Origin of the sequence: Bacillus mexicanus (assembly GCF_050445615.1) — a bacterium.
Lineage (GTDB): Bacteria > Bacillota > Bacilli > Bacillales > Bacillaceae > Bacillus > Bacillus mexicanus.
Genome location: NZ_JBCEYV010000001.1, coordinates 676879 through 695623 on the forward strand (window position 1 = coordinate 676879; position 18745 = coordinate 695623).

21 protein-coding genes, 1 other RNA gene and 1 riboswitch are annotated in these 18745 nt (G+C 41.6%); of the genes, 16 read left to right on the top strand and 6 right to left on the bottom strand.

The features are described 5' to 3' along the window. Positions 1-16 precede the first annotated feature (16 nt). Positions 17-2752 carry a transglycosylase domain-containing protein gene (locus AAGG74_RS03730; protein ID WP_429674558.1) on the bottom strand — a complete coding sequence of 912 codons (2736 nt, stop codon included), beginning with the start codon at positions 2750-2752 and terminating at the stop codon, positions 17-19. A 21-nt stretch (positions 2753-2773) separates the two neighbouring features. Further along, on the bottom strand, positions 2774-3394 hold the full coding sequence (gene recU / locus AAGG74_RS03735; RefSeq protein ID WP_162102650.1) for a Holliday junction resolvase RecU: 621 nt from the start codon (positions 3392-3394) through the stop codon (positions 2774-2776). Between the two features lie 40 nt (positions 3395-3434). On the opposite strand from recU, the gene AAGG74_RS03740 reads away from it, so the two are divergent. Continuing rightward, on the top strand, positions 3435-4397 hold the full coding sequence (locus tag AAGG74_RS03740) for a DUF2515 domain-containing protein (RefSeq protein WP_429674559.1): 963 nt from the start codon (positions 3435-3437) through the stop codon (positions 4395-4397). A 24-nt stretch (positions 4398-4421) separates the two neighbouring features. On the opposite strand, the gene sspM is transcribed toward AAGG74_RS03740, so the two are convergent. Then, entirely contained in the window at positions 4422-4526 is a 105-nt protein-coding gene (gene sspM / locus AAGG74_RS03745; RefSeq protein ID WP_003225606.1) for an acid-soluble spore protein SspM, read from the bottom strand. 198 nt (positions 4527-4724) lie between these two features. On the opposite strand from sspM, the gene AAGG74_RS03750 reads away from it, so the two are divergent. Both AAGG74_RS03750 and AAGG74_RS03755 read left to right on the top strand, forming a co-directional pair. Continuing rightward, entirely contained in the window at positions 4725-4970 is a 246-nt protein-coding gene (locus AAGG74_RS03750) for a DUF5446 family protein (RefSeq protein WP_162102652.1), read from the top strand. 45 nt (positions 4971-5015) lie between these two features. Beyond that, positions 5016-5387, top strand: coding sequence for a YppE family protein (locus tag AAGG74_RS03755; protein ID WP_429674561.1), 372 nt, complete (start codon positions 5016-5018; stop codon positions 5385-5387). A gap of 39 nt (positions 5388-5426) precedes the next feature. Here AAGG74_RS03755 and AAGG74_RS03760 read toward each other — a convergent pair whose 3' ends face one another. Further along, positions 5427-5615 (bottom strand): YppF family protein, encoded by a 189-nt coding sequence (locus tag AAGG74_RS03760; protein WP_162102654.1) that lies wholly within the window; start codon positions 5613-5615, stop codon positions 5427-5429. A 187-nt stretch (positions 5616-5802) separates the two neighbouring features. Here AAGG74_RS03760 and AAGG74_RS03765 point away from each other — a divergent pair, with 187 nt between their 5' ends. Further along, positions 5803-6183: a YppG family protein gene (locus AAGG74_RS03765; RefSeq protein ID WP_162102655.1), complete on the top strand. Its 381-nt coding sequence runs from the start codon at positions 5803-5805 to the stop codon at positions 6181-6183. 20 nt (positions 6184-6203) lie between these two features. Here the strand turns inward: AAGG74_RS03765 and AAGG74_RS03770 are convergent, their stop codons facing one another. After that, positions 6204-6623 carry an Hsp20/alpha crystallin family protein gene (locus tag AAGG74_RS03770; RefSeq protein WP_162102656.1) on the bottom strand — a complete coding sequence of 140 codons (420 nt, stop codon included), beginning with the start codon at positions 6621-6623 and terminating at the stop codon, positions 6204-6206. A 137-nt stretch (positions 6624-6760) separates the two neighbouring features. Here AAGG74_RS03770 and AAGG74_RS03775 point away from each other — a divergent pair, with 137 nt between their 5' ends. The 9 genes from AAGG74_RS03775 to AAGG74_RS03815 all read left to right on the top strand — a co-directional run bounded on the left by AAGG74_RS03775 (position 6761) and on the right by AAGG74_RS03815 (position 14128). Next, the gene (locus tag AAGG74_RS03775; protein WP_429674563.1) at positions 6761-7267 is read left to right on the top strand and encodes a PTS sugar transporter subunit IIA; all 507 of its coding nucleotides are present in this window, start codon (positions 6761-6763) and stop codon (positions 7265-7267) included. Positions 7268-7369: 102 nt separating this feature from the next. Continuing rightward, the gene (gene mrfA, locus AAGG74_RS03780) at positions 7370-9619 is read left to right on the top strand and encodes an ATP-dependent helicase MrfA (protein WP_429674564.1); all 2250 of its coding nucleotides are present in this window, start codon (positions 7370-7372) and stop codon (positions 9617-9619) included. A gap of 15 nt (positions 9620-9634) precedes the next feature. After that, the gene (locus AAGG74_RS03785; protein WP_429674565.1) at positions 9635-10876 is read left to right on the top strand and encodes a ribonuclease H-like domain-containing protein; all 1242 of its coding nucleotides are present in this window, start codon (positions 9635-9637) and stop codon (positions 10874-10876) included. Positions 10877-10976: 100 nt separating this feature from the next. Next, a complete protein-coding gene (locus tag AAGG74_RS03790) occupies positions 10977-11105 on the top strand; it encodes a hypothetical protein (protein WP_003230707.1) in 129 nt (42 codons plus the stop codon). Between the two features lie 83 nt (positions 11106-11188). Further along, on the top strand, positions 11189-11413 hold the full coding sequence (gene cotD, locus AAGG74_RS03795) for a spore coat protein CotD (protein WP_162102660.1): 225 nt from the start codon (positions 11189-11191) through the stop codon (positions 11411-11413). 89 nt (positions 11414-11502) lie between these two features. Then, on the top strand, positions 11503-12048 hold the full coding sequence (locus AAGG74_RS03800; RefSeq protein WP_429674566.1) for an SLOG family protein: 546 nt from the start codon (positions 11503-11505) through the stop codon (positions 12046-12048). 77 nt (positions 12049-12125) lie between these two features. Beyond that, positions 12126-12422: a cell division regulator GpsB gene (gene gpsB / locus AAGG74_RS03805; RefSeq protein WP_003225629.1), complete on the top strand. Its 297-nt coding sequence runs from the start codon at positions 12126-12128 to the stop codon at positions 12420-12422. 64 nt (positions 12423-12486) lie between these two features. Continuing rightward, positions 12487-12870: RNase P RNA component class B (gene rnpB, locus AAGG74_RS03810), an RNA gene on the top strand. A gap of 100 nt (positions 12871-12970) precedes the next feature. Continuing rightward, positions 12971-14128: a THUMP domain-containing class I SAM-dependent RNA methyltransferase gene (locus AAGG74_RS03815; RefSeq protein WP_162102662.1), complete on the top strand. Its 1158-nt coding sequence runs from the start codon at positions 12971-12973 to the stop codon at positions 14126-14128. 51 nt (positions 14129-14179) lie between these two features. On the opposite strand, the gene AAGG74_RS03820 is transcribed toward AAGG74_RS03815, so the two are convergent. Continuing rightward, positions 14180-14332: a YpzG family protein gene (locus AAGG74_RS03820; protein WP_010327933.1), complete on the bottom strand. Its 153-nt coding sequence runs from the start codon at positions 14330-14332 to the stop codon at positions 14180-14182. A 162-nt stretch (positions 14333-14494) separates the two neighbouring features. Between AAGG74_RS03820 and AAGG74_RS03825 the strand changes: the two genes are divergently transcribed. The 3 genes from AAGG74_RS03825 (at position 14495) to ypwA (ending at position 18483) form a co-directional block, all read left to right on the top strand. Next, positions 14495-14686, top strand: a complete 192-nt coding sequence (locus tag AAGG74_RS03825) for a hypothetical protein (RefSeq protein WP_429674567.1) — start codon at positions 14495-14497, stop codon at positions 14684-14686. A 105-nt stretch (positions 14687-14791) separates the two neighbouring features. After that, on the top strand, positions 14792-16717 hold the full coding sequence (locus AAGG74_RS03830) for an ATP-dependent DNA helicase (RefSeq protein WP_429674568.1): 1926 nt from the start codon (positions 14792-14794) through the stop codon (positions 16715-16717). Positions 16718-16977: 260 nt separating this feature from the next. Further along, positions 16978-18483: a carboxypeptidase gene (gene ypwA / locus AAGG74_RS03835; protein ID WP_429674570.1), complete on the top strand. Its 1506-nt coding sequence runs from the start codon at positions 16978-16980 to the stop codon at positions 18481-18483. 132 nt (positions 18484-18615) lie between these two features. Continuing rightward, positions 18616-18715, top strand: a riboswitch (purine riboswitch). The last annotated feature ends 30 nt before the right edge of the window (positions 18716-18745 follow it).

An 18745-nucleotide genomic window follows, 5' to 3' on the forward strand; every position in this document is an offset into this window, starting at 1 on the left:
GGTGACGGCTTTTTGTTTAATTTGTTTTTTTAGGTGATGAGTTTGATTGCGGTTTGTCAGATGGATCTGGTTTATTTTTGTTGGGATCAGAACCGGATGATTCATTCGTGCCTGAGTTTGAATTGCCATCTGACGTATCTTGATTGTTGCTGTTATCGTTAGATTGATCTTGGTTACTGTTGTCGGACGGGTTGTTATTTGTATTATCTTGTTTTTTATCTTGATCTTGATCGTTTGTTGAATCATCAGTTTGATCTTGATTTTTCTGGTCATCTGTTTGAGAATCATCAGTTTGGGAGTCATCCTGAGATTTATCTTCATCTTGCTTTTCATCATCGGTTTTCTTTTCGTCGTCTTTATTTTCTTCATCCTCAGCCTTCGGTACTTCATAGAAAGTAGCGGCTGTATCACTGCGAACATCATCGCTGATCGCTGTTACTTGGAATTTATACACAGATCCAGGCTTCACATCAGATATGACGACTTCTTTTGCGGAACTGTTCTGGATCTCTGAGTAGCTGCCGTCATCGACAGACTGCTTCACTTCAAAGGTAGCATCATCGTCATATTTCCAGCTTAACGTCAGAGACTGATTGTCTTTATCATATTTTACGTTTAAGTCAGTCGGTTTATCTGTTTCTTTTTTTTCATACGTTTTAGAAACAGAGGAAGGAGCAGTGCCTTTTACAAAGTACTCTGTGAGCTTTTTGTCGCTTGGTGTATTTGGTCCTGCCAATTTTGCCGGGTTAGAGCCTTTTTCTACAGTAGCTTCCTCTACACTGTCAGGCTTCTCGAATGCTCCGCTTCCGTTATCGACATCGGCGATGAGCTGGGCGAATAGACGTTTTGCCACCTGCTGCTCTGGACTATTCAAAGATTTTTTTCCTAGCTTGTTGTTAGAATCTACACCTGTCCATACAGCGGCTGTATATTGAGGGGTATATCCCACAAACCAAGAATCAGGTACGCCGCCTGATGCAATATTATATTGCTTTAAATATTTTTCTTCAAAGTTTGTTGTACCTGTTTTACCTGCAACTTCCACATTCGGTACTTGTGCAAGTCGTCCAGTACCTGACTTAACAGCTGTTTTCAGCATATCTGTAATCATAAACGCAGTATAATCGCTCATGGCTGACTTAGATTTTGGTGTTAAGTCAAGCTTCGTGCCATCATTAAATTCAATTGACTTTACAAAATGCGGTTCATTATATGTTCCGTTATTGCCGAATGCACTGTATGCCCCAGCCATTGTCAGAGGAGAAACACCGACATTGCCTTCTCCGAATCCGCCGATAGAATACGATTCATATACATGTTCTTTATCTAATCCTAATCCCAATCCGTTAGCAAAGTCTACCGCTGCGTCTTTTCCGACTGCTTGGAACGCTTTTAAAGCCGGGATGTTACGAGATTGTGCCAATGCTTGGCGCATAGACATTGGTCCATTATATTTACGGTCCCAATCACGGATTGGTTTTCCGTTAGAATACGTATAGGCTGAGTCATCAATTTGTTCGTATGTGGACCATTTCTTATTTTCAATCACTGGTCCGTAATCCAAAATCGGTTTTATGGTCGAACCAGGTTGGGCCTCAGTTTGAGTAGCATAGTTAAAGCCGCCGACCGGCTGATTGCGTCCCGCGCCAATCGCGCGGACTTCTCCGGTTTTTGTATCGAGAAGGGTAACGCCGCCCTGCATGCCTTCAGTAAATCCGACGGTGTCTCCGTCCATTAATTCATCTAGTTTGTCTTGTGCTTTTGTATTTAATGTCGTGTAAATCTTCAATCCGTCAGTGCCTGGATTGACATCAGATTTTTCTTCAATTTCTTTCATGACTTCTTCAACAAACGCACTGTATTTATTTGAATTTGTTTTTTCATATTCCTTCTGTGATACAACGCCTTCATCTTTCACTGCCACTTTTTTCGCTTTGTTAAATTGAGAATCAGAAATAAATCCTTGTTTTTTCATTAGACTGAGTACGATGTTCCGTCTTTTTTCCGATTTATCCGGGTTTTTAACGGGATTGTACGCTGTCGGGCTTTGCGGCATACCGGCAAGTGTCGCGGCTTGTTCCACAGTCAACTTGCTTAAATCTGTGACACCGAAAAATTCTTCCGCCGCTTTTCCGATTCCATATGCTCTAGGAGAGAAATAAATCCGGTTTAAATACATTTCTAAAATTTCATCTTTAGAGTAATTGCGCTCCAGCTGAAGTGAAAGCCATACTTCCTGTACTTTCCGTTTCATTGTTTTCTGTTGGGAAAGAAGGGAGTTCTTAACGACCTGCTGTGTGATCGTACTTCCGCCTTCAGCGCCAAAGCCATCTGTAAAGTTGGCGACTAAGGCGCCTCCGATACGGACAGGGTCAATCCCATGGTGCTCATAAAAACGGGCGTCTTCTGTTGCAATAAACGCTTCTTTTACAACATCAGGAATTTCATCTATCGAGACGTAACTCCGCTTTTCAGACCCATATTCAGCGATTTCTTTTCCATTTTCATCATAAATTGTCGATGAGTAGGGTGTTTTCAGTTTGTTTTCGTCTAGTTTAGGTGCATCTGAAATCATGACGGCAAATGTAACGGCACCGCCGACTACGCCTAAAACAAACAGAATGAGTAAAGTGAAAAGGGTCTTTTTAAACAACCCACCTTTTTTTCGTTTTTTATTACCTTTTTTCGGTGAAGGATTCGATTTGCTGTTTGCTTTTCGTCGAGCTTCACGGCTGTTTAATTGATCTGACATCACATCTCAACCTTTCGTTAATCAACCTTTCGCACTTGATGATGGCGAAAAATAAAGCTGTTCAATAATACTAATATAATCAATTCTAGGTGCATATCCAAGAGAAATCGGATATGCGGCTTCCTCTAGCTCATCTTTTCGAATTGATTTTCTGCCGTTTTGTTCTTTTCTGTTCCAGAAAAAAAACAGCTTATCGGCTTCCAAAAAATAAACTTGGTCGAAAGCGGATATAATAACAAAACAAATACCGTCTTGGGCCTTCACCTGCTTCATATGCTCAATTTGATGGTCATGGAAATTCTGCAGGGGGAAAGAGGTTTTGTTTTTCGTTTCTTTCGCCTCAAAATCAATATACCGTCCTTTGTAAATCCCATTATAATCTGTAGTCGATGATTGTTTAAAGTAAGCTTCTTTAATCACTGCGGCGCTTCTTTTTGGGTAATGGACATTTACAATTTGAACAGGTGTCGGCTTTTTGTGTATGACGGCTATTTGGTTTGTCAGATAATACTTATTCGTTTCGTTTAAGTCATCTTCGAGGGTCATTCCGCGATTACTGTAAGACGGGGCCCTTTTTTGACTGTTTTGGGATGAAACCGAATGTTTCGGCTGAAACGTTTTTCCGTTAGGATACCGAATCACTTTCTCATCCTCCTTATTAAACTATTCATGACGGAAGTGAATGAACATGCACGGACAACAGAGCATCGGAACGCTTTTGAGCCGGATTGAGCGGGAGACAAAAGTAAAAAATATAGATAATATCTCAAGAACGAATGCATATAAAGCGTTTTATGATCGTCATCCAGAGATCAAATGGTCGCTATTGGCATCCTTCGTATCCCGCAATGCCGGCTGGTCAATGACTGACTTAAAAGGCAGTCTGTTTCAGCTCGGACTTCGTGAGAGACAGCAAAAGTGGTTCTTTTTGGCCTATGAAAGAGCGAACTGGCTTATTTTTTCGGATGCCTATCCGCAGCTTCTCTTATACCAATGGTCAAAAATAATCGGTAAACCGCTGTTTCATTACCTGCCTATGTTTGGCGTCTCACAATTTATGAGAGAAGAATGGACCCGTTTTTGGTATGAGCGAAACACAGAGCGCCTAATGTATGCCCTCATCATAAATGAACAAAACACTATCCAAACACCTATTATACAAAATCCTTCGTTTAAAAAGAACGTTTTTGACACGATTCCTTTTTATTTAAGTGATTGGTTTCATTTTAACACGGTTATTTTTCCTTCTTCAGATGGGCTTCTTTACGGGATTTCAGTGAAACGTTTTTCCAAAACAGAGGAGAGGATCAGGCTGGGAAAGCAGCTGTCTCAATTGCTGTTCAGCCCCGAATTGTTTTCCTCATTTTATCACTTTTTGCACACAGTGCCGCATACAGGTTCCCGTTTTGATATGGAAAAAATGATCGGGGTCAAAAAAAGAACATCTCCTATGCTTAGGACATGCTATCCAGAGTTCATTCACTCATTAGACGGAAAGAAAACTGATTGGTTTCATGGAAAGATAAAGAAAGCGTTCTTTAAACGTGAAGTATTGCCGAAGCAGATTGAATTGACAGACTGGTATCTGCATAAAAATCGCCAGCTTCATGCGCTTTTCGCGGTCGAGCATTGGCTGAAAAAATAAAGAAGCAAGGAAATTCCTTGCTTCTTACGTAGAAGGGCGGTTTGGGCCGCCCAATTTTTTATCTAAAGAGTCGATTGCTTTTGATTCAGTCTTTTTTTGCTGGCCGGCTTTTTTCGGTCTTGTTTTCATACGGCACCTCCTCACAAATATCGTTTGCATTAAGAGGGAGGATCATACAATGTTTGCGGGTGTTTTTGTCGAAAACGTCAGCTTTTTGTGGAATACCTGTTTGTTTGGCGATTTGCTTCTAGTTTTGTCAGGAGGAAGGAAAGAGCCTAAAGAGCAAAGAATGTTAACCGGGAGAGACGAAGAAAGGGAGGTACACGAATGTCCGGTTATGTAAGCAAAACAGATATTCTCCGTATGCTTTCTGATATGGAACATGAACTAACTCGAGCTGAGCAAAGCCTGAATCATTCTTTACATGCATTTGAAGCTGAGGCGCGGGAAACGAAAAACGATCGTCTGCGCGTGCTGGAAGAAGAACTCATGGACCTTCATATTTGCATCAGTGAGCTGTATCAATCGCCTCGGCATAGGTATGCATTTGAAAAGGTATATCGTATCAGCTGAATTTGTGACTGAAATTTGGTACGATATGCATTGAGGTGAAGGGTATTGCAATCACAAACATTGCTGGAAATGACCAAGCAAATGATTGAAGCTGCTGAAAAAGGCGCTGATCGATATCAGGAAGGAAAAGACAATGATCATTCTTATGATTTTTTTGATACGATAAAGCCTGCAGTTGAGGAGAATGATGAGCTTGCGAATAGCTGGGCGCAAGGGGCATTTGAATGGATAAAAGCCAGCCGGCCAAAATATGTGCATAAAGAGCAAATCGAGACCGTAAAGGATCATTTTTTGGAATTGGTCCTTCAATCATACGTTCATCATATTCATAAAAAACGATTTAAGGATATCACGGAATCTGTCCTTTATACGTTGCACGCAGTAAAAGATGAAATAGAAAGAGAAGACAGCCGGTAGAGGCTGTCTTCTTTTACGTTTGTTATAGGGGGCCGGCTGTTAATTCAGCTCATATGCCGGGCTTTCTGCTCCATTTGCTTCGAGAACCTTCATACTGTAACGAAACTCAGTTATGCTGAGATGTCCTTGAATATAGAGGAACTTGGCAAAGTCCATCAGTTTATTCACACAGTCTGTTTCATATTTCTTCATTTCTGCAAAACGTTTGCTTAAGTATGATACGTTCATTATGGTGCATCCCCTCTCATCTGTATTGAAAATATGGTACCATAATGATTCGACTTTTTTCTGTTTTTAAAAAATTTAAACTTTCGACAAAGTTAGACAAATGCAAATCAAGACATGTGACACAAATAATAGATTTCACTCATACATATATAGAAGAAAAAACATGTTGAGTTTAGGGGGAATCGCAATGAACAGGAGTTCTCAAAGCTATCCTCAGCAAATGGGCTACTATGATCCTCAGCAAATGCAAGGGTATTATCAGCAGGCTGCTGCACCAGGGCCTGGGCAATATTACCCGATGCAGTATGGACAGCAGGATTATTATGATCCGTATACTCCAAACCCAAACCAGTCAATGCCTATGCAGCCGCCTATGTTTTCTAACCCTTATCCAATCCCAAGGCCTAATCAACAGCAGCCCTCACAATTTCAAAATATACTATCGCAATTCAAAAAAGCCAACGGACAGTTTGATTTTAATAAAATGATGGATACGACAGGCCAAGTGATGAGTGCAATGAATCAGTTCGGATCATTAATAAAGGGAGTTACCAGCTTTTTCAAATGATGAAAGCATGAATGAGTTACTCATTCATGCTTCTTTTTTGGAAAGAAAAGCGTCATCGTCTGCTCATCCCAAGATGTTTCCATATCTTCTTGGTGTACTTCATAAGGCAGCTGAACCGTTCTTGTCATGCTTGTAAAAGTGGCCTCATTATGCTGTTTTTGTTTCTCTTGAAGTGTTACATGCAGATATCTTGATTTTACATCAACGACGATATCACCATCCCGAAACGTCGCCGGAATGGTGATATCGACATACAGTCCGGTCTCTCTTTCCCTCAGATCTATGGTTGTCTGCACATCCTCTAAACTCGAGTTGATCAGGTTTTGAAACCCGTTTAATAGGTTGCCGAATGCTGAAGATTGAAAAAGAGAGTCAATTGCCTCTGTGATCATTTCTTCTTTCTTTTGCAGTTCATTCTTTTTGTCATCATGAAATTCCAAATCTGCCACCGCCTTTTTTTATCAGGTTATGCGTCAATGCCAGATGTTGTTATAAATTGAAGCAAAATTGAAAGTGTGGTTAAATAGGGGTGAATGAAGGGATAACGGTTGAAGCGAATGAGAAGGGAGAAAACACATTGCTGAAAAAATTATTCGGAATGGGAAAAACTCAGGAAAAAGTAACAGAAGAGGTTATTTATTCTCCGGCAGACGGGACGGTCATGAACTTGACAGATGTGCCGGACCCTGTTTTTTCACAGAAAATGATGGGAGAAGGCATAGCGGTAGAACCCTCAAACGGCGAAATCGTCTCACCTGTGGAAGGTGAAGTGATCCAGATTTTCCACACCAAACATGCAGTTGGCATTCGGACACGCTCAGGAATAGAACTGTTAATCCATGTTGGCCTGGAAACGGTTAATATGAACGGAGAAGGATTTACTGCCCACTTAAAAGAAGGGGACAAAGTGAAGGTCGGTGATCCGCTGATTACGTGTGATTTGGAGTTAATAAAAGAAAAAGCGAGCAGCACAGTCATTCCCATTGTAATCATGAATGGTGAAGCTGTAGGATCTCTTGTGCCGGCAGACGAAAAGGCTGCCCATAAAGGTAAAACAAAGCTCCTCACAATAAAAGCGAAATAAGCAGGGCATATGCCTTGCTTTTTTTGTTCGACTGTATAAAATTTGCACCTAGCCATACAAACAAATATTCGGTAAACTGTACTTGACAAAGAGGTGTAAAGAATGAAAAAGAAATCACTGACTGAGCTCATTTCTGAGTTAAAAGGAAATGAAAATGTTGTGAATTGGCATGAAATAGAGCCTCGTGAAGCAAAAACAAGGCCGATGCCTGAAAGTATAGATGAGAGAATAAAAGCAGCCCTTTCAAAAAGAGGCATTGATGCACTATATACCCACCAATTTTCCGCTTTTCAACATGTGCAAAAAGGAGAAAACATCGTTACTGTGACGCCGACCGCATCAGGAAAAACGTTATGCTATAATCTCCCAGTCCTGCAGTCTATCGCCCAAGACGAAACAAATCGGGCGCTATATTTATTCCCGACTAAAGCGCTGGCACAAGATCAGAAAAGCGAGCTAAATGAAATCATTGATGAAATGGATATTGATATTAAAAGCTTTACATATGACGGGGATACGTCTCCTGCAATCAGACAAAAGGTGAGAAAAGCAGGCCATATTGTCATTACAAATCCCGATATGCTGCATTCTGCCATTCTTCCGCATCATACGAAATGGGTCAGTTTGTTTGAAAACCTTAAGTATATCGTCATTGATGAGCTTCATACATATCGCGGTGTATTCGGGAGCCATGTGGCGAATGTGATCCGGCGGCTGAAACGGATTTGCCGATTTTATGGAAGTGATCCGGTTTTTATTTGCACGTCCGCAACAATTGCCAACCCGAAGGAATTGGGAGAACAGCTGACAGACAGCCCTATGCGGCTGGTCAATGATAATGGTGCCCCGACCGGACGGAAGCATTTTGTATTTTATAATCCGCCAATTGTGAACAAGCCTTTGAATATTAGAAGAAGCGCAACAGCAGAAGTAAACGAACTGGCGAAAGAATTTTTGAAAAACAAAGTGCAGACGATTATTTTTGCCAGAAGCAGAGTCCGGGTGGAAATTATCTTAAGCCACATTCAGGAGCTTGTGAAAAAAGAGCTTGGGACAAAGTCAATTAGAGGCTATCGGGGAGGTTATCTTCCGAAAGAGCGAAGAGAAATCGAAAGAGGTTTGAGAGAAGGCGAGATTTTGGGAGTGGTCAGTACGAATGCCTTAGAGTTAGGCGTTGATATCGGCCAGCTCCAAGTATGTGTGATGACGGGTTATCCTGGAAGTGTAGCCAGTGCATGGCAGCAGGCGGGACGAGCTGGCAGAAGACACGGTGAGTCTTTGATTATCATGGTTGCCAATTCAACGCCGATCGATCAATATATCGTGCGGCATCCCCAATATTTCTTTGAGCGTTCGCCGGAATCTGCAAGAATCAATCCGGAGAATGTAATCATTTTGGTAGACCACTTAAAGTGTGCGGCTTATGAGCTTCCCTTTAGAGCTGATGAAGAATTCGGTCCGATGGATGTAAGTGATATTCTTGAGTATCTTCAGGAAGAGTCTGTTCTTCACCGAAACGGCGAACAATATCACTGGGCAAGTGAATCGTTTCCCGCTTCAAATATCAGCCTGCGTTCGGCCTCACAGGAAAATGTTGTTATCGTTGATCAGTCTGATATTGCGAACGTAAGGATCATCGGTGAAATGGATCGTTTTAGCGCGATGACGCTTTTGCATGATGAAGCGATCTATTTGCATGAAGGCGTTCAATATCAGGTAGAGAAGCTTGACTGGGACCATAAAAAAGCTTATGTCAGAAAAGTCGATGTCGAATATTATACGGATGCCAACCTGGCAGTACAGCTAAAGGTATTGGAAATTGATAAAACGAAAGAAAAAAGCTGTCTGTCATTGAATTACGGTGACGTAACTGTCAATGCCCTGCCGACTATTTTTAAAAAAATAAAAATGACCACTTTTGAAAACATCGGGTCCGGTCCGATTCATTTGCCGGAAGAGGAACTGCATACAAGTGCCGCATGGCTCGAAATGAAAACAGCAGACGAAGATATCGGGGAAAAGACGCTGGAACAGCTGCTTCTCGGCATCTCAAATGTGCTGCAGCATATTGTCCCTGTGTATATTATGTGCGACCGCAATGATGTTCACGTCGTGTCACAAATCAAAGCAGCTCATACCGGATTGCCGACGATCTTTTTATACGATCATTATCCGGGCGGAATCGGTTTAGCGGAGGAAGTTTTCAAACGTTTTTCAGATATTAATGAAGCGGCGAAACAGCTCATTAAACAATGTCCTTGTGATGATGGCTGTCCATCTTGTATAGGTACCGAAATAGAAGGGATAAAAGCAAAGGAAAGAATTTTGCAGCTGTTGGATCAAATGTCGTGAGGAGAGAGGTAGGATATGTCATTAAAAGGGAAACTCCAGCGAATGAAAAAGCATATGGTGCTCGGCGATGGAGAACATAAAACAGAAGCAGGCAAACAAGAAAACAATATCGCTGAAATCCCGTTTTTAGAAGAGTGGGAGGCTTTTGGCATGACGCCTTTTTTCTTCGAGGATGAATACTGCCTCATCAGAGAGGTAGAATATCCGCTTTCTCATTGCCATGGATTATACAGTTTTTCTGAGCTTGATGAAGTGATCGACCTGTGGAATCAAAGCAGCCTGTCACATACGCTGTCAGCAAAAGGGTATAACAAAAACAGCCTCTTTTTCTTTGATACAGAAACAACTGGCCTTGGAGGCGGAGCTGGAAATACAATTTTTTTACTTGGTCATGCGAGAGTATACGAAGACAGAGTAATAGTCAAACAGCATCTTTTGCCTAAACCCGGGAATGAAGTTGCCTTGTATCAAAGCTTTTTAAGCGAGGTTGATATTACATCACTTGTGACCTACAACGGAAAAGCCTTTGATTGGCCGCAAGTAAAAACAAGGCACACATTGATCCGTGACAGACTTCCAAAGCTCCCGGAGTTTGGCCATTTTGACCTTCTGCATGGAGCAAGGCGTCTGTGGAAACACAAAATGGACCGCGTATCACTTGGAACAGTTGAAAAAGAGGAGCTTGGCATTCAGAGGGAAGAAGATACACCGGGCTACTTGGCGCCAATGCTTTACTTTCATTTTATCAAAGCGCAAGAGCCTGACCTTTTAAAAGGTGTCCTGCATCATAACGAAATGGATGTACTATCGCTCATTTCATTGTATATTCATATGTCTAAAAAAATCCTTTCTGAATCACATGCGCCACAAGAGCACCGGGAAGCTTATGCCATGGCGAAATGGTTTTTGGCCCATAAAGAAACGAATCAAGCGGTCAAACAGCTGGAAAGGCTTAAAGAACAGTCGTTTGAGGATCAAGACAAAGCGCTGCTCGATCTATCGCTCCTGTACAAGAAACAAGACCGGTTTGAAGAAGCAGTGCCGCTTTGGGAAAAACTGTCCCGCTCTCAAAACCAGAAGTGCAGATATGCTGCTGTGATAGAACTTGCAAAATATTTAGAGCATAAGACAAAAGCGTTCGGTAAAGCTTTGCATATAACAGAATCATTACTGAGCGATGCGGCATTTTTATCAGAAAAAGAAACAGAAAAACTGCATGTGAGAATCGCTCGGCTGAAGAGGAAATATTCCTCTTGAATATTCCCCGGGAAAGCGCAAAAGACGACTTGTTTCGGCAACGATTTTTTTTGCTGAATACGCATTGAATTTGTTGTAGAATAGCGGCGAATCCTGTAAAATAACGTTAGTTATTTTTAAAGGGAGAGTTGGTATGTATAAGGGTGTTTTTTACTTGTTCTTTGTTGTGGTTTTTTTGATTGCTTTTGTGTTTTCAAACTTTAAAGACAGCTTAATTGCACACTTTTAAAATAGGTCTTTGCATCAGAACATGTACCCTTTCATTTTCATAGCTTAGTATTGTAATAAAGTTTATGGAAAGGGGATTTCATCATGCATCACTGCAGACCGCACATGATGGCGCCGATTGTCCATCCTACTCATTGCTGTGAACATCATACGTTTTCAAATACGATCGTGCCGCATATTCATCCACAGCATACGACAAATGTAAATCACCAGCATTTTGAGCATGTTCACTACTATCCACACACTTATTCTAGCTTTGATCCGACAACACATCAGCATTTTCAGGCAGGAAAACCTTGCTGCGACTAGTATTGAATCGTGCAGGCTGATTGGTGTAACACGCAATGATAAAAATGGGGCCCCGCAGGGGACCCCATTTTTAAAAAGTAGGTGAAAATATGAAGGTATTGGCAATTACAGGATATAAACCATTTGAATTAGGGATTTTCAAGCAGGATGATAAGGCATTGTACTACATAAAAAAAACGATTAAAAATCGGCTGATTGGATTTTTAGATGAAGGTTTAGAATGGATTTTAATCTCGGGCCAGCTTGGAGTAGAACTGTGGGCGGCTGAAGCTGCATATGATCTGCAGGAAGAATATCCTGATTTGAAGGTAGCTGTCATTACCCCTTTTTACGATCAAGAAAAGAACTGGAAAGATCCTAATAAAGAGCTATATGAAGCTGTTTTAGCACAGGCTGACTATGAAGAAAGCCTGACTCACAGGCCTTATGAAAGCCCGCTTCAGTTTAGGCAAAAAAACCAGTTCTTTATTGAGAAATCCGATGCGCTCATGCTGTTATATGATTTAGAAATGGAAGGATCCCCAAAGTATATGCTTGAGACAGCAGAAAAGCGGCGCGAACAGGATGGCTATCCTATTTACTTTATCACAATGGATGACTTAAGAGTGACAGTAGAGGAAGACAGCTACTTATAACAAAGAAAGAGAAATTTGACAAGCGTGCAGATTTCTGAAAAAATATATGTGATGATTCACGATACGAGGTGAAAAAGATGCTTGCTGATAAAGTAAAGCTTTCTGCGAAAGAAATTTTGGAAAAAGAATTTAAAACAGGCGTTAGAGGCTACAAGCAAGAAGACGTTGACAAATTTTTAGATATGATCATTAAGGATTATGAAACCTTCCATCAAGAAATCGAAGAACTGCAGCAGGAAAATCTGCAACTGAAAAAACAGCTTGAAGAAGCCAGCAAAAAACAGCCTGTGCAATCTAACACAACGAACTTTGATATTTTAAAACGGTTGTCCAACTTAGAAAAACACGTTTTTGGCAGTAAGCTTTATGATTGATCGCACTTGAAAAAATGGTGCTTGTAAATTGCAATCAGTTGTTATATAATAATTCATGTTCTTAACGTTCGGGTAATCGCTGCAGATCTTGAATCTGTAGAGGAAAGTCCATGCTCGCACGGTGCTGAGATGCCCGTAGTGTTCGTGCCTAGCGAAGTCATAAGCTAGGGCAGCCTTTGAAAGGCTGACGGCAGGAAAAAAGCCTACGTCCTTTGGATATGGCTGAGTATCCTTGAAAAGTGCCACAGTGACGAAGTCTCACTAGAAATGGTGAGAGTGGAACGCGGTAAACCCCTCGAGCGAGAAACCCAAATTTTGGTAGGGGAACCTTCTTAACGGAATTCAACGGAGAGAAGGACAGAATGCTTTCTGTAGATAGATGATTGCCGCCCGAGTACGAGGTGATGAGCCATTTGCAGTACGACGGAACAAAACATGGCTTACAGAACGTTAAACCACTTACATGTTAAATGATGAAAACAAGCTCTCCCGTATAAGGAGAGCTTTTATCTTGAAAAGAGAAAAGTTTTAAAAGACAGGGTGATACGATGACGAAGTATACACTAATTGCAACGGCGCCGATGGGCATTGAAGCTGTTGTTGCAAAGGAAGTACGAGATTTAGGGTACGAATGTAAGGTCGATAACGGAAAAGTTATTTTTGAAGGTGATGCGTTTGCCATTTGCCGTGCAAACCTTTGGCTTAGAACAGCCGACCGCATAAAGGTTCAGATAGCTTCTTTTAAAGCGAAAACATTCGATGAACTGTTTGAAAAAACGAAAGCGATTAACTGGCGCTCATTTATACCTGAAAACGGGAAATTTCCTGTTATTGGGAAATCTGTGAAATCAACACTTGCAAGTGTGCCTGACTGTCAGCGAATCGTCAAAAAAGCGATTGTTGAAAAGCTTAAGCTGCAGTCTGATAAAGCCAACGACTGGATTGAAGAAACAGGTGCCGAGTATAAGGTGGAAGTTTCTTTATTAAAAGATCAGGCGGTTATTACGCTGGATTCATCCGGGACAGGCCTTCACAAACGCGGATACCGTGTTGATCAGGGCGGTGCTCCGATAAAAGAAACACTTGCTGCCGCTTTAGTGCAATTAACCAATTGGACCCCTGACCGTCCGTTTGCCGATCCTTTCTGTGGTTCCGGAACGATCGCGATTGAAGCTGCACTCATCGGTCAAAACATCGCCCCGGGATTTAACCGTGATTTTGCCTCAGAGGATTGGGAATGGATCGGTAAAGACCTGTGGGACAAAGCGCGGCTTGAAGTCGAAGAAAAGGCGAACTATGACCAACCGCTTACGATTTTTGCTAGCGATATAGACCACCGTATGGTTCAAATCGCAAAAGAAAATGCAGAGGAAGCAGGCTTAGGGGATTTAATCCAATTTAAGCAGATGCAAGTCAAAGACTTCACGACAAGTCTCGATTTTGGCGTGATTGTTGGTAATCCGCCATACGGAGAGCGTCTCGGCGAGAAAAAGGCCGTTGAGCAGATGTATAAAGAAATGGGACAGGCGTTCGAACCACTTGATACTTGGTCTGTGTATATGCTGACATCAAATGAGAATTTTGAGGAAGTATACGGCAGAAAAGCGACGAAGAAACGAAAGCTTTTTAACGGCTTTATTAAAACGGATTATTATCAATACTGGTCAAAAGTAAGACCGCAGCGCAAAAAAACTGAAAACGCATAAAAAGAAGACGCGCTAAAGCGTCTTCTTTCATCTTTCAGCCATATTCTATCGTTACCAACGGTGCGCTTTCGCGTTGCTTCTTAAAATAATGTTGGTTTGGGACATTTCAGTGTGACCGTTTACTTGAGACTTAGAACGTTTAGGCCGCGTCCAATTGTGGTGAAACAGTTCAGAATGCTGATCTAATCGATTTCTATAACTCATGTCAACATCACTCCCTGATAGAATATTGTTGATAAGACGGATAATCCGGATACGGAATATCAAATGTAGTTTGTGCACATTTCGATGATAACATGCAGATAGCATGTATATAAATTGAAACATTCGCATACAATGATGATTATTTCCGTAAGAGGTGATCTCATGTTGAACAGCGAACATTTTAATCGCATTCAAAGGGCGCTGGACACAACGGCAAACGAGCTGAATGAGCTCAAGGCTGATTTGTCTCCGTCTGTGATATCGCATGCGCAAAATGATTTAGAAAAAGCGGTGGAACATATTTACTCAACAGACCATCCGTTTTTATCATCGCATGTGATCAATCGAAAGTAAGCTGCAACAAAAAACTTGGCATTGCCAAGTTTTTTTATTGTATTCATTATCAGGAAATGATATTATAGATGGTCTGAATGCCGAATAGTTAGGGGTTGGAGTTGGGTGACAACATCACGTTTGCCTTTTTCTTTAACGAAAACAAAGAATTTTTATGAAGAATTGAACAATTGGATTGGTGACGTGTTTTACGATATTCTTCCCGAAAAAGGATTTGACCTTCGGGATGAGCAAGTATTTATGGCTTTTCAGCTGGAGCGGGCGTTTAAAGAGAAAAAAGTCATGTTCGCCGAAGCTGGAGTGGGAACGGGGAAAACGCTGGTTTATCTTCTTTTCGCGATCAGCTATGCAAGATATGTCGGCAAACCTGCCATTATCGCTTGTGCTGATGAAACATTAATCGAACAGCTTGTGAAAAAAGAGGGCGATATTTCAAAGCTGGCTGAGCATTTGGATCTGAAAATTGATACAAGGCTATCGAAGTCACATGAGCAATATTTATGCTTGAAGAAGCTTGAAAAAACGATGCAGCGGTCTGATGATGATAAATGGCTTGATCTTTATGAGTCCTTACCGTCATTTGTCCATGAATCACAGGCGATGCAGCGATTCTATCCGTACGGTGACCGTAAGCAGTACGCAAACCTATCGAATGAAGAGTGGTCTGAAGTAAACTACGATTCATTTCAGGATTGCCTGACTTGTGATATGAGACATAGATGCGGCTTAACGCTTTCCAGAGATTATTACCGTAAATCAACGGATTTGATCATTTGTTCTCATGATTTTTATATGGAGCATGTGTGGACAGAAGAGTCACGCAAACGAGAGGGCCAGCTGCCGCTTTTGCCTGATCATAGTGCAGTTGTATTTGATGAAGGGCATCTGTTGGAATTCGCTGCGCAAAAAGCGTTAACCTACAGAGTGAAGCAGTCTACGCTTGAGTTGTTTTTAGAACGTTTGCTTCAAAATGACATCAGAGAAGAGTTTGCTGAACTGATTGAAGATGCACTTGCTGCGAACGATGAATTTTTCTATGTGCTTTCTGAAGAATCAAAGGAAATAGCCGGTTCACACCGCTTAGACATAAAAAATGAGCAGCGTGTCAAAAAAGCGGCAGACGAGCTGTACCGTTTGCTTGATAAAATCGGAGATGCGCTTGTGTTCGAGTCTGAGATGTACACGATTGATCAATACGAGCTGTCAGTTGTAGAGGAATATGTTGAACAAATGGCATATTCATTATCTCTATACCAAAAGGATGCGATCAGCTGGCTGGAGAAAAAGGAAGCGGAATCTACCTTTGTTGTAATGCCGAGAACGGTTGCGGAAGTGCTCGGCGAAAAAGTATTTTCTAAGAAAATTCCTTATATTTTTTCTTCTGCTACGCTGTCAGAAGGCGGTTCGTTTGATTACATTGCCGACAGTCTCGGGATTCGTGATTATTTGTCATTAACTGTTGATTCACCTTATGATTATGATGAGCAAATGACGGTTAATCTATATGCCAAAACAGATATGGCTGCTGAACAAAAAACGGCTGAAACGATTGAAACGATCAAACGGTATAAAGGCCGGACGCTGGTGCTTTTCCCTTCTTTTGAGGAATTAAACGAGTTTAAGCAGCTCTCGGCGGCTTGGGAGCTGCCGTATCCGATTTTCTTTGAAGGTGACGAGGAAATCAGCAGCTTAGTGGAGAAATTCCAAGAGGAAGAGGAAACAGTGCTTTGTTCTGTTCACTTATGGGAAGGGCTCGATATTCCTGGTGACGCATTGAAGAATGTTACCATTTGGTCATTGCCGTTTCCGCCGCATGATCCAGTATTTACAGCGAAACGAAACGGGACGAAAAAGGATCCGTTCGAAGAAGTTGATCTGCCATATATGTTATTACGCGTACGGCAGGGCATCGGACGCCTCATTCGTTCGAATCAAGACAGCGGCTCGATTCACATCTACGCTGCCGGAGAAAAGGAACGCATCATTGATGAAGTCAAAAAGGTCCTGCCTGTTGAACCGCATATGATGTAAGAGGAAAAAGCTGACGGCTGTGTTCGTCAGCTTTTTTCATTTATCAGCGGATATATTGTGAAAGACGCTAATTGTTACCTTGTTGGAAATAATTTAGATGAATGGAAAAGCCGAAAACACCAATTCCTAAACAATCAAATGAACAGCAGCTGAACAAAGATGGCTGCCGCTGAAATTCGGCCCCTTATCCAAACCATTTGACTTTCATATTCCCTTCCATTAGCCTGTAATGGAACGGCTAGAATAGGGAGGGAATAGATATGGAGATACATACATATGAAAAGGAATTTTTTGATCTTTTAAAAAGAATCTCACATTATAGCGAAGCGGTTGCATTAATGCACTGGGACTCCAGAACAGGTGCGCCAAAAAACGGCTCAGAGGATCGGGCCGAAAGCATTGGTCAGCTTTCGACAGATATATTCAATATTCAAACATCAGATCGGATGAAGGAGCTGATCGATGCTCTGTATGAACGATTTGATGACCTGGCTGAAGATACGAAAAAGGCAGTGGAGCTTGCAAAAAAAGAGTATGAAGAGAATAAAAAAATCCCTGAGGCTGAATACAAGGAATATGTGATTTTATGTTCAAAGGCAGAAACCGCGTGGGAAGAAGCGAAAGGAAAATCTGATTTCAGCTTGTTTTCCCCTTATTTAGAGCAGCTGATTGAATTCAATAAACGTTTTATTACATATTGGGGCTATCAAGAGCATCCTTATGATGCATTGCTTGATTTATTTGAGCCAGGTGTCACGGTAAAGGTGCTTGATCAGCTGTTCTCCGATCTCAAGGAAGCGATTATCCCTCTTGTTAAGAAGGTAACAGCTTCTGGGAATAAGCCGGATACAAGCTTTATTGCAAAAGTGTTCCCGAAAGAAAAGCAAAAAGAGCTCAGTCTGTATTTTTTACAGGAGCTTGGCTACGATTTTGATGGCGGACGGCTTGATGAAACGGTTCATCCGTTTGCTACTACAATGAACCGCGGAGACGTTCGGGTCACAACGAGATATGATGAAAAAGATTTCCGCACAGCGATCTTTGGCACCATCCATGAGTGCGGTCACGCAGTATACGAGCAAAATATTGACGAAGCGCTGAGCGGCACGAATTTGTCAGACGGCGCATCAATGGGAATCCATGAATCTCAATCATTGTTTTACGAGAATTTTATCGGTCGCAACAAGCATTTTTGGACGTCGTACTATAAGAAGATTCAAGAAGCATCGCCGGAACAGTTCAAGGCCATCTCCCTGGATGATTTTGTCCGGGCCATCAATGAATCAAAACCTTCATTTATTAGAGTTGAAGCGGATGAATTAACATATCCTCTTCATATTATTATCCGATATGAAATTGAAAAAGCGATTTTCAGCAATGAAGTGTCTGTGGAAGAACTGCCCGTGCTTTGGAATCAAAAATACGAAGATTATTTGGGGATTACACCGCAGACGGACGCAGAGGGGATTTTACAGGACGTCCATTGGGCAGGCGGAGATTTTGGCTACTTCCCATCCTATGCGCTCGGTTACATGTATGCGGCTCAGCTGAAACAAAAAATGCTCGAGGATCTGCCGGAGTTTGACACTCTCTTGGAAAGAGGAGACTTTCATCCGATTAAACAATGGCTGACAGAAAAGGTGCATATTCATGGAAAACGGAAAAAGCCGTTAGATATTATTAAAGATGCAACAGGGGAAGAGCTGAATGTACGCTATTTGATTGACTATTTGTCAAATAAGTACTCGAATCTCTATCTGTCATAATCAAAAGCCTGTCGGTATAGCCGTCAGGCTTTTTTATGCGGAAAACACGAATGATTATTAATGAAATAAAAGTAAAGTTCGGGTATTTTGTTTTTTTATCTATGCACGGGACGAAAATCTTGATATAATTTAGTACAACATCATAGGTACACTCATATAATCGCATGGATATGGCATGCAAGTTTCTACCGGGCACCGTAAATGTCCGACTATGAGTGAGCAATGAGACCGCACATGTACGGTTTTTTGTTCTATCAGCATT

Excerpts from the sequence above, each read along its gene's own strand:
- AAGG74_RS03750 (WP_162102652.1), top strand. The coding sequence starts at position 4,725 with ATGTCCGGTTATGTAAGCAAAACAGATATTCTCCGTATGCTTTCTGAT.
- gpsB (WP_003225629.1), top strand. The coding sequence starts at position 12,126 with ATGCTTGCTGATAAAGTAAAGCTTTCTGCGAAAGAAATTTTGGAAAAA.
- AAGG74_RS03760 (WP_162102654.1), bottom strand. The coding sequence starts at position 5,615 with ATGAACGTATCATACTTAAGCAAACGTTTTGCAGAAATGAAGAAATAT.
- AAGG74_RS03765 (WP_162102655.1), top strand. The coding sequence starts at position 5,803 with ATGAACAGGAGTTCTCAAAGCTATCCTCAGCAAATGGGCTACTATGAT.
- AAGG74_RS03740 (WP_429674559.1), top strand. The coding sequence starts at position 3,435 with ATGAACATGCACGGACAACAGAGCATCGGAACGCTTTTGAGCCGGATT.
- AAGG74_RS03730 (WP_429674558.1), bottom strand. The coding sequence starts at position 2,752 with ATGTCAGATCAATTAAACAGCCGTGAAGCTCGACGAAAAGCAAACAGC.
- cotD (WP_162102660.1), top strand. The coding sequence starts at position 11,189 with ATGCATCACTGCAGACCGCACATGATGGCGCCGATTGTCCATCCTACT.
- AAGG74_RS03800 (WP_429674566.1), top strand. The coding sequence starts at position 11,503 with ATGAAGGTATTGGCAATTACAGGATATAAACCATTTGAATTAGGGATT.
- AAGG74_RS03825 (WP_429674567.1), top strand. The coding sequence starts at position 14,495 with ATGTTGAACAGCGAACATTTTAATCGCATTCAAAGGGCGCTGGACACA.
- sspM (WP_003225606.1), bottom strand. The coding sequence starts at position 4,526 with ATGAAAACAAGACCGAAAAAAGCCGGCCAGCAAAAAAAGACTGAATCA.
- AAGG74_RS03820 (WP_010327933.1), bottom strand. The coding sequence starts at position 14,332 with ATGAGTTATAGAAATCGATTAGATCAGCATTCTGAACTGTTTCACCAC.
- ypwA (WP_429674570.1), top strand. The coding sequence starts at position 16,978 with ATGGAGATACATACATATGAAAAGGAATTTTTTGATCTTTTAAAAAGA.
- AAGG74_RS03785 (WP_429674565.1), top strand. The coding sequence starts at position 9,635 with ATGTCATTAAAAGGGAAACTCCAGCGAATGAAAAAGCATATGGTGCTC.
- mrfA (WP_429674564.1), top strand. The coding sequence starts at position 7,370 with ATGAAAAAGAAATCACTGACTGAGCTCATTTCTGAGTTAAAAGGAAAT.
- AAGG74_RS03815 (WP_162102662.1), top strand. The coding sequence starts at position 12,971 with ATGACGAAGTATACACTAATTGCAACGGCGCCGATGGGCATTGAAGCT.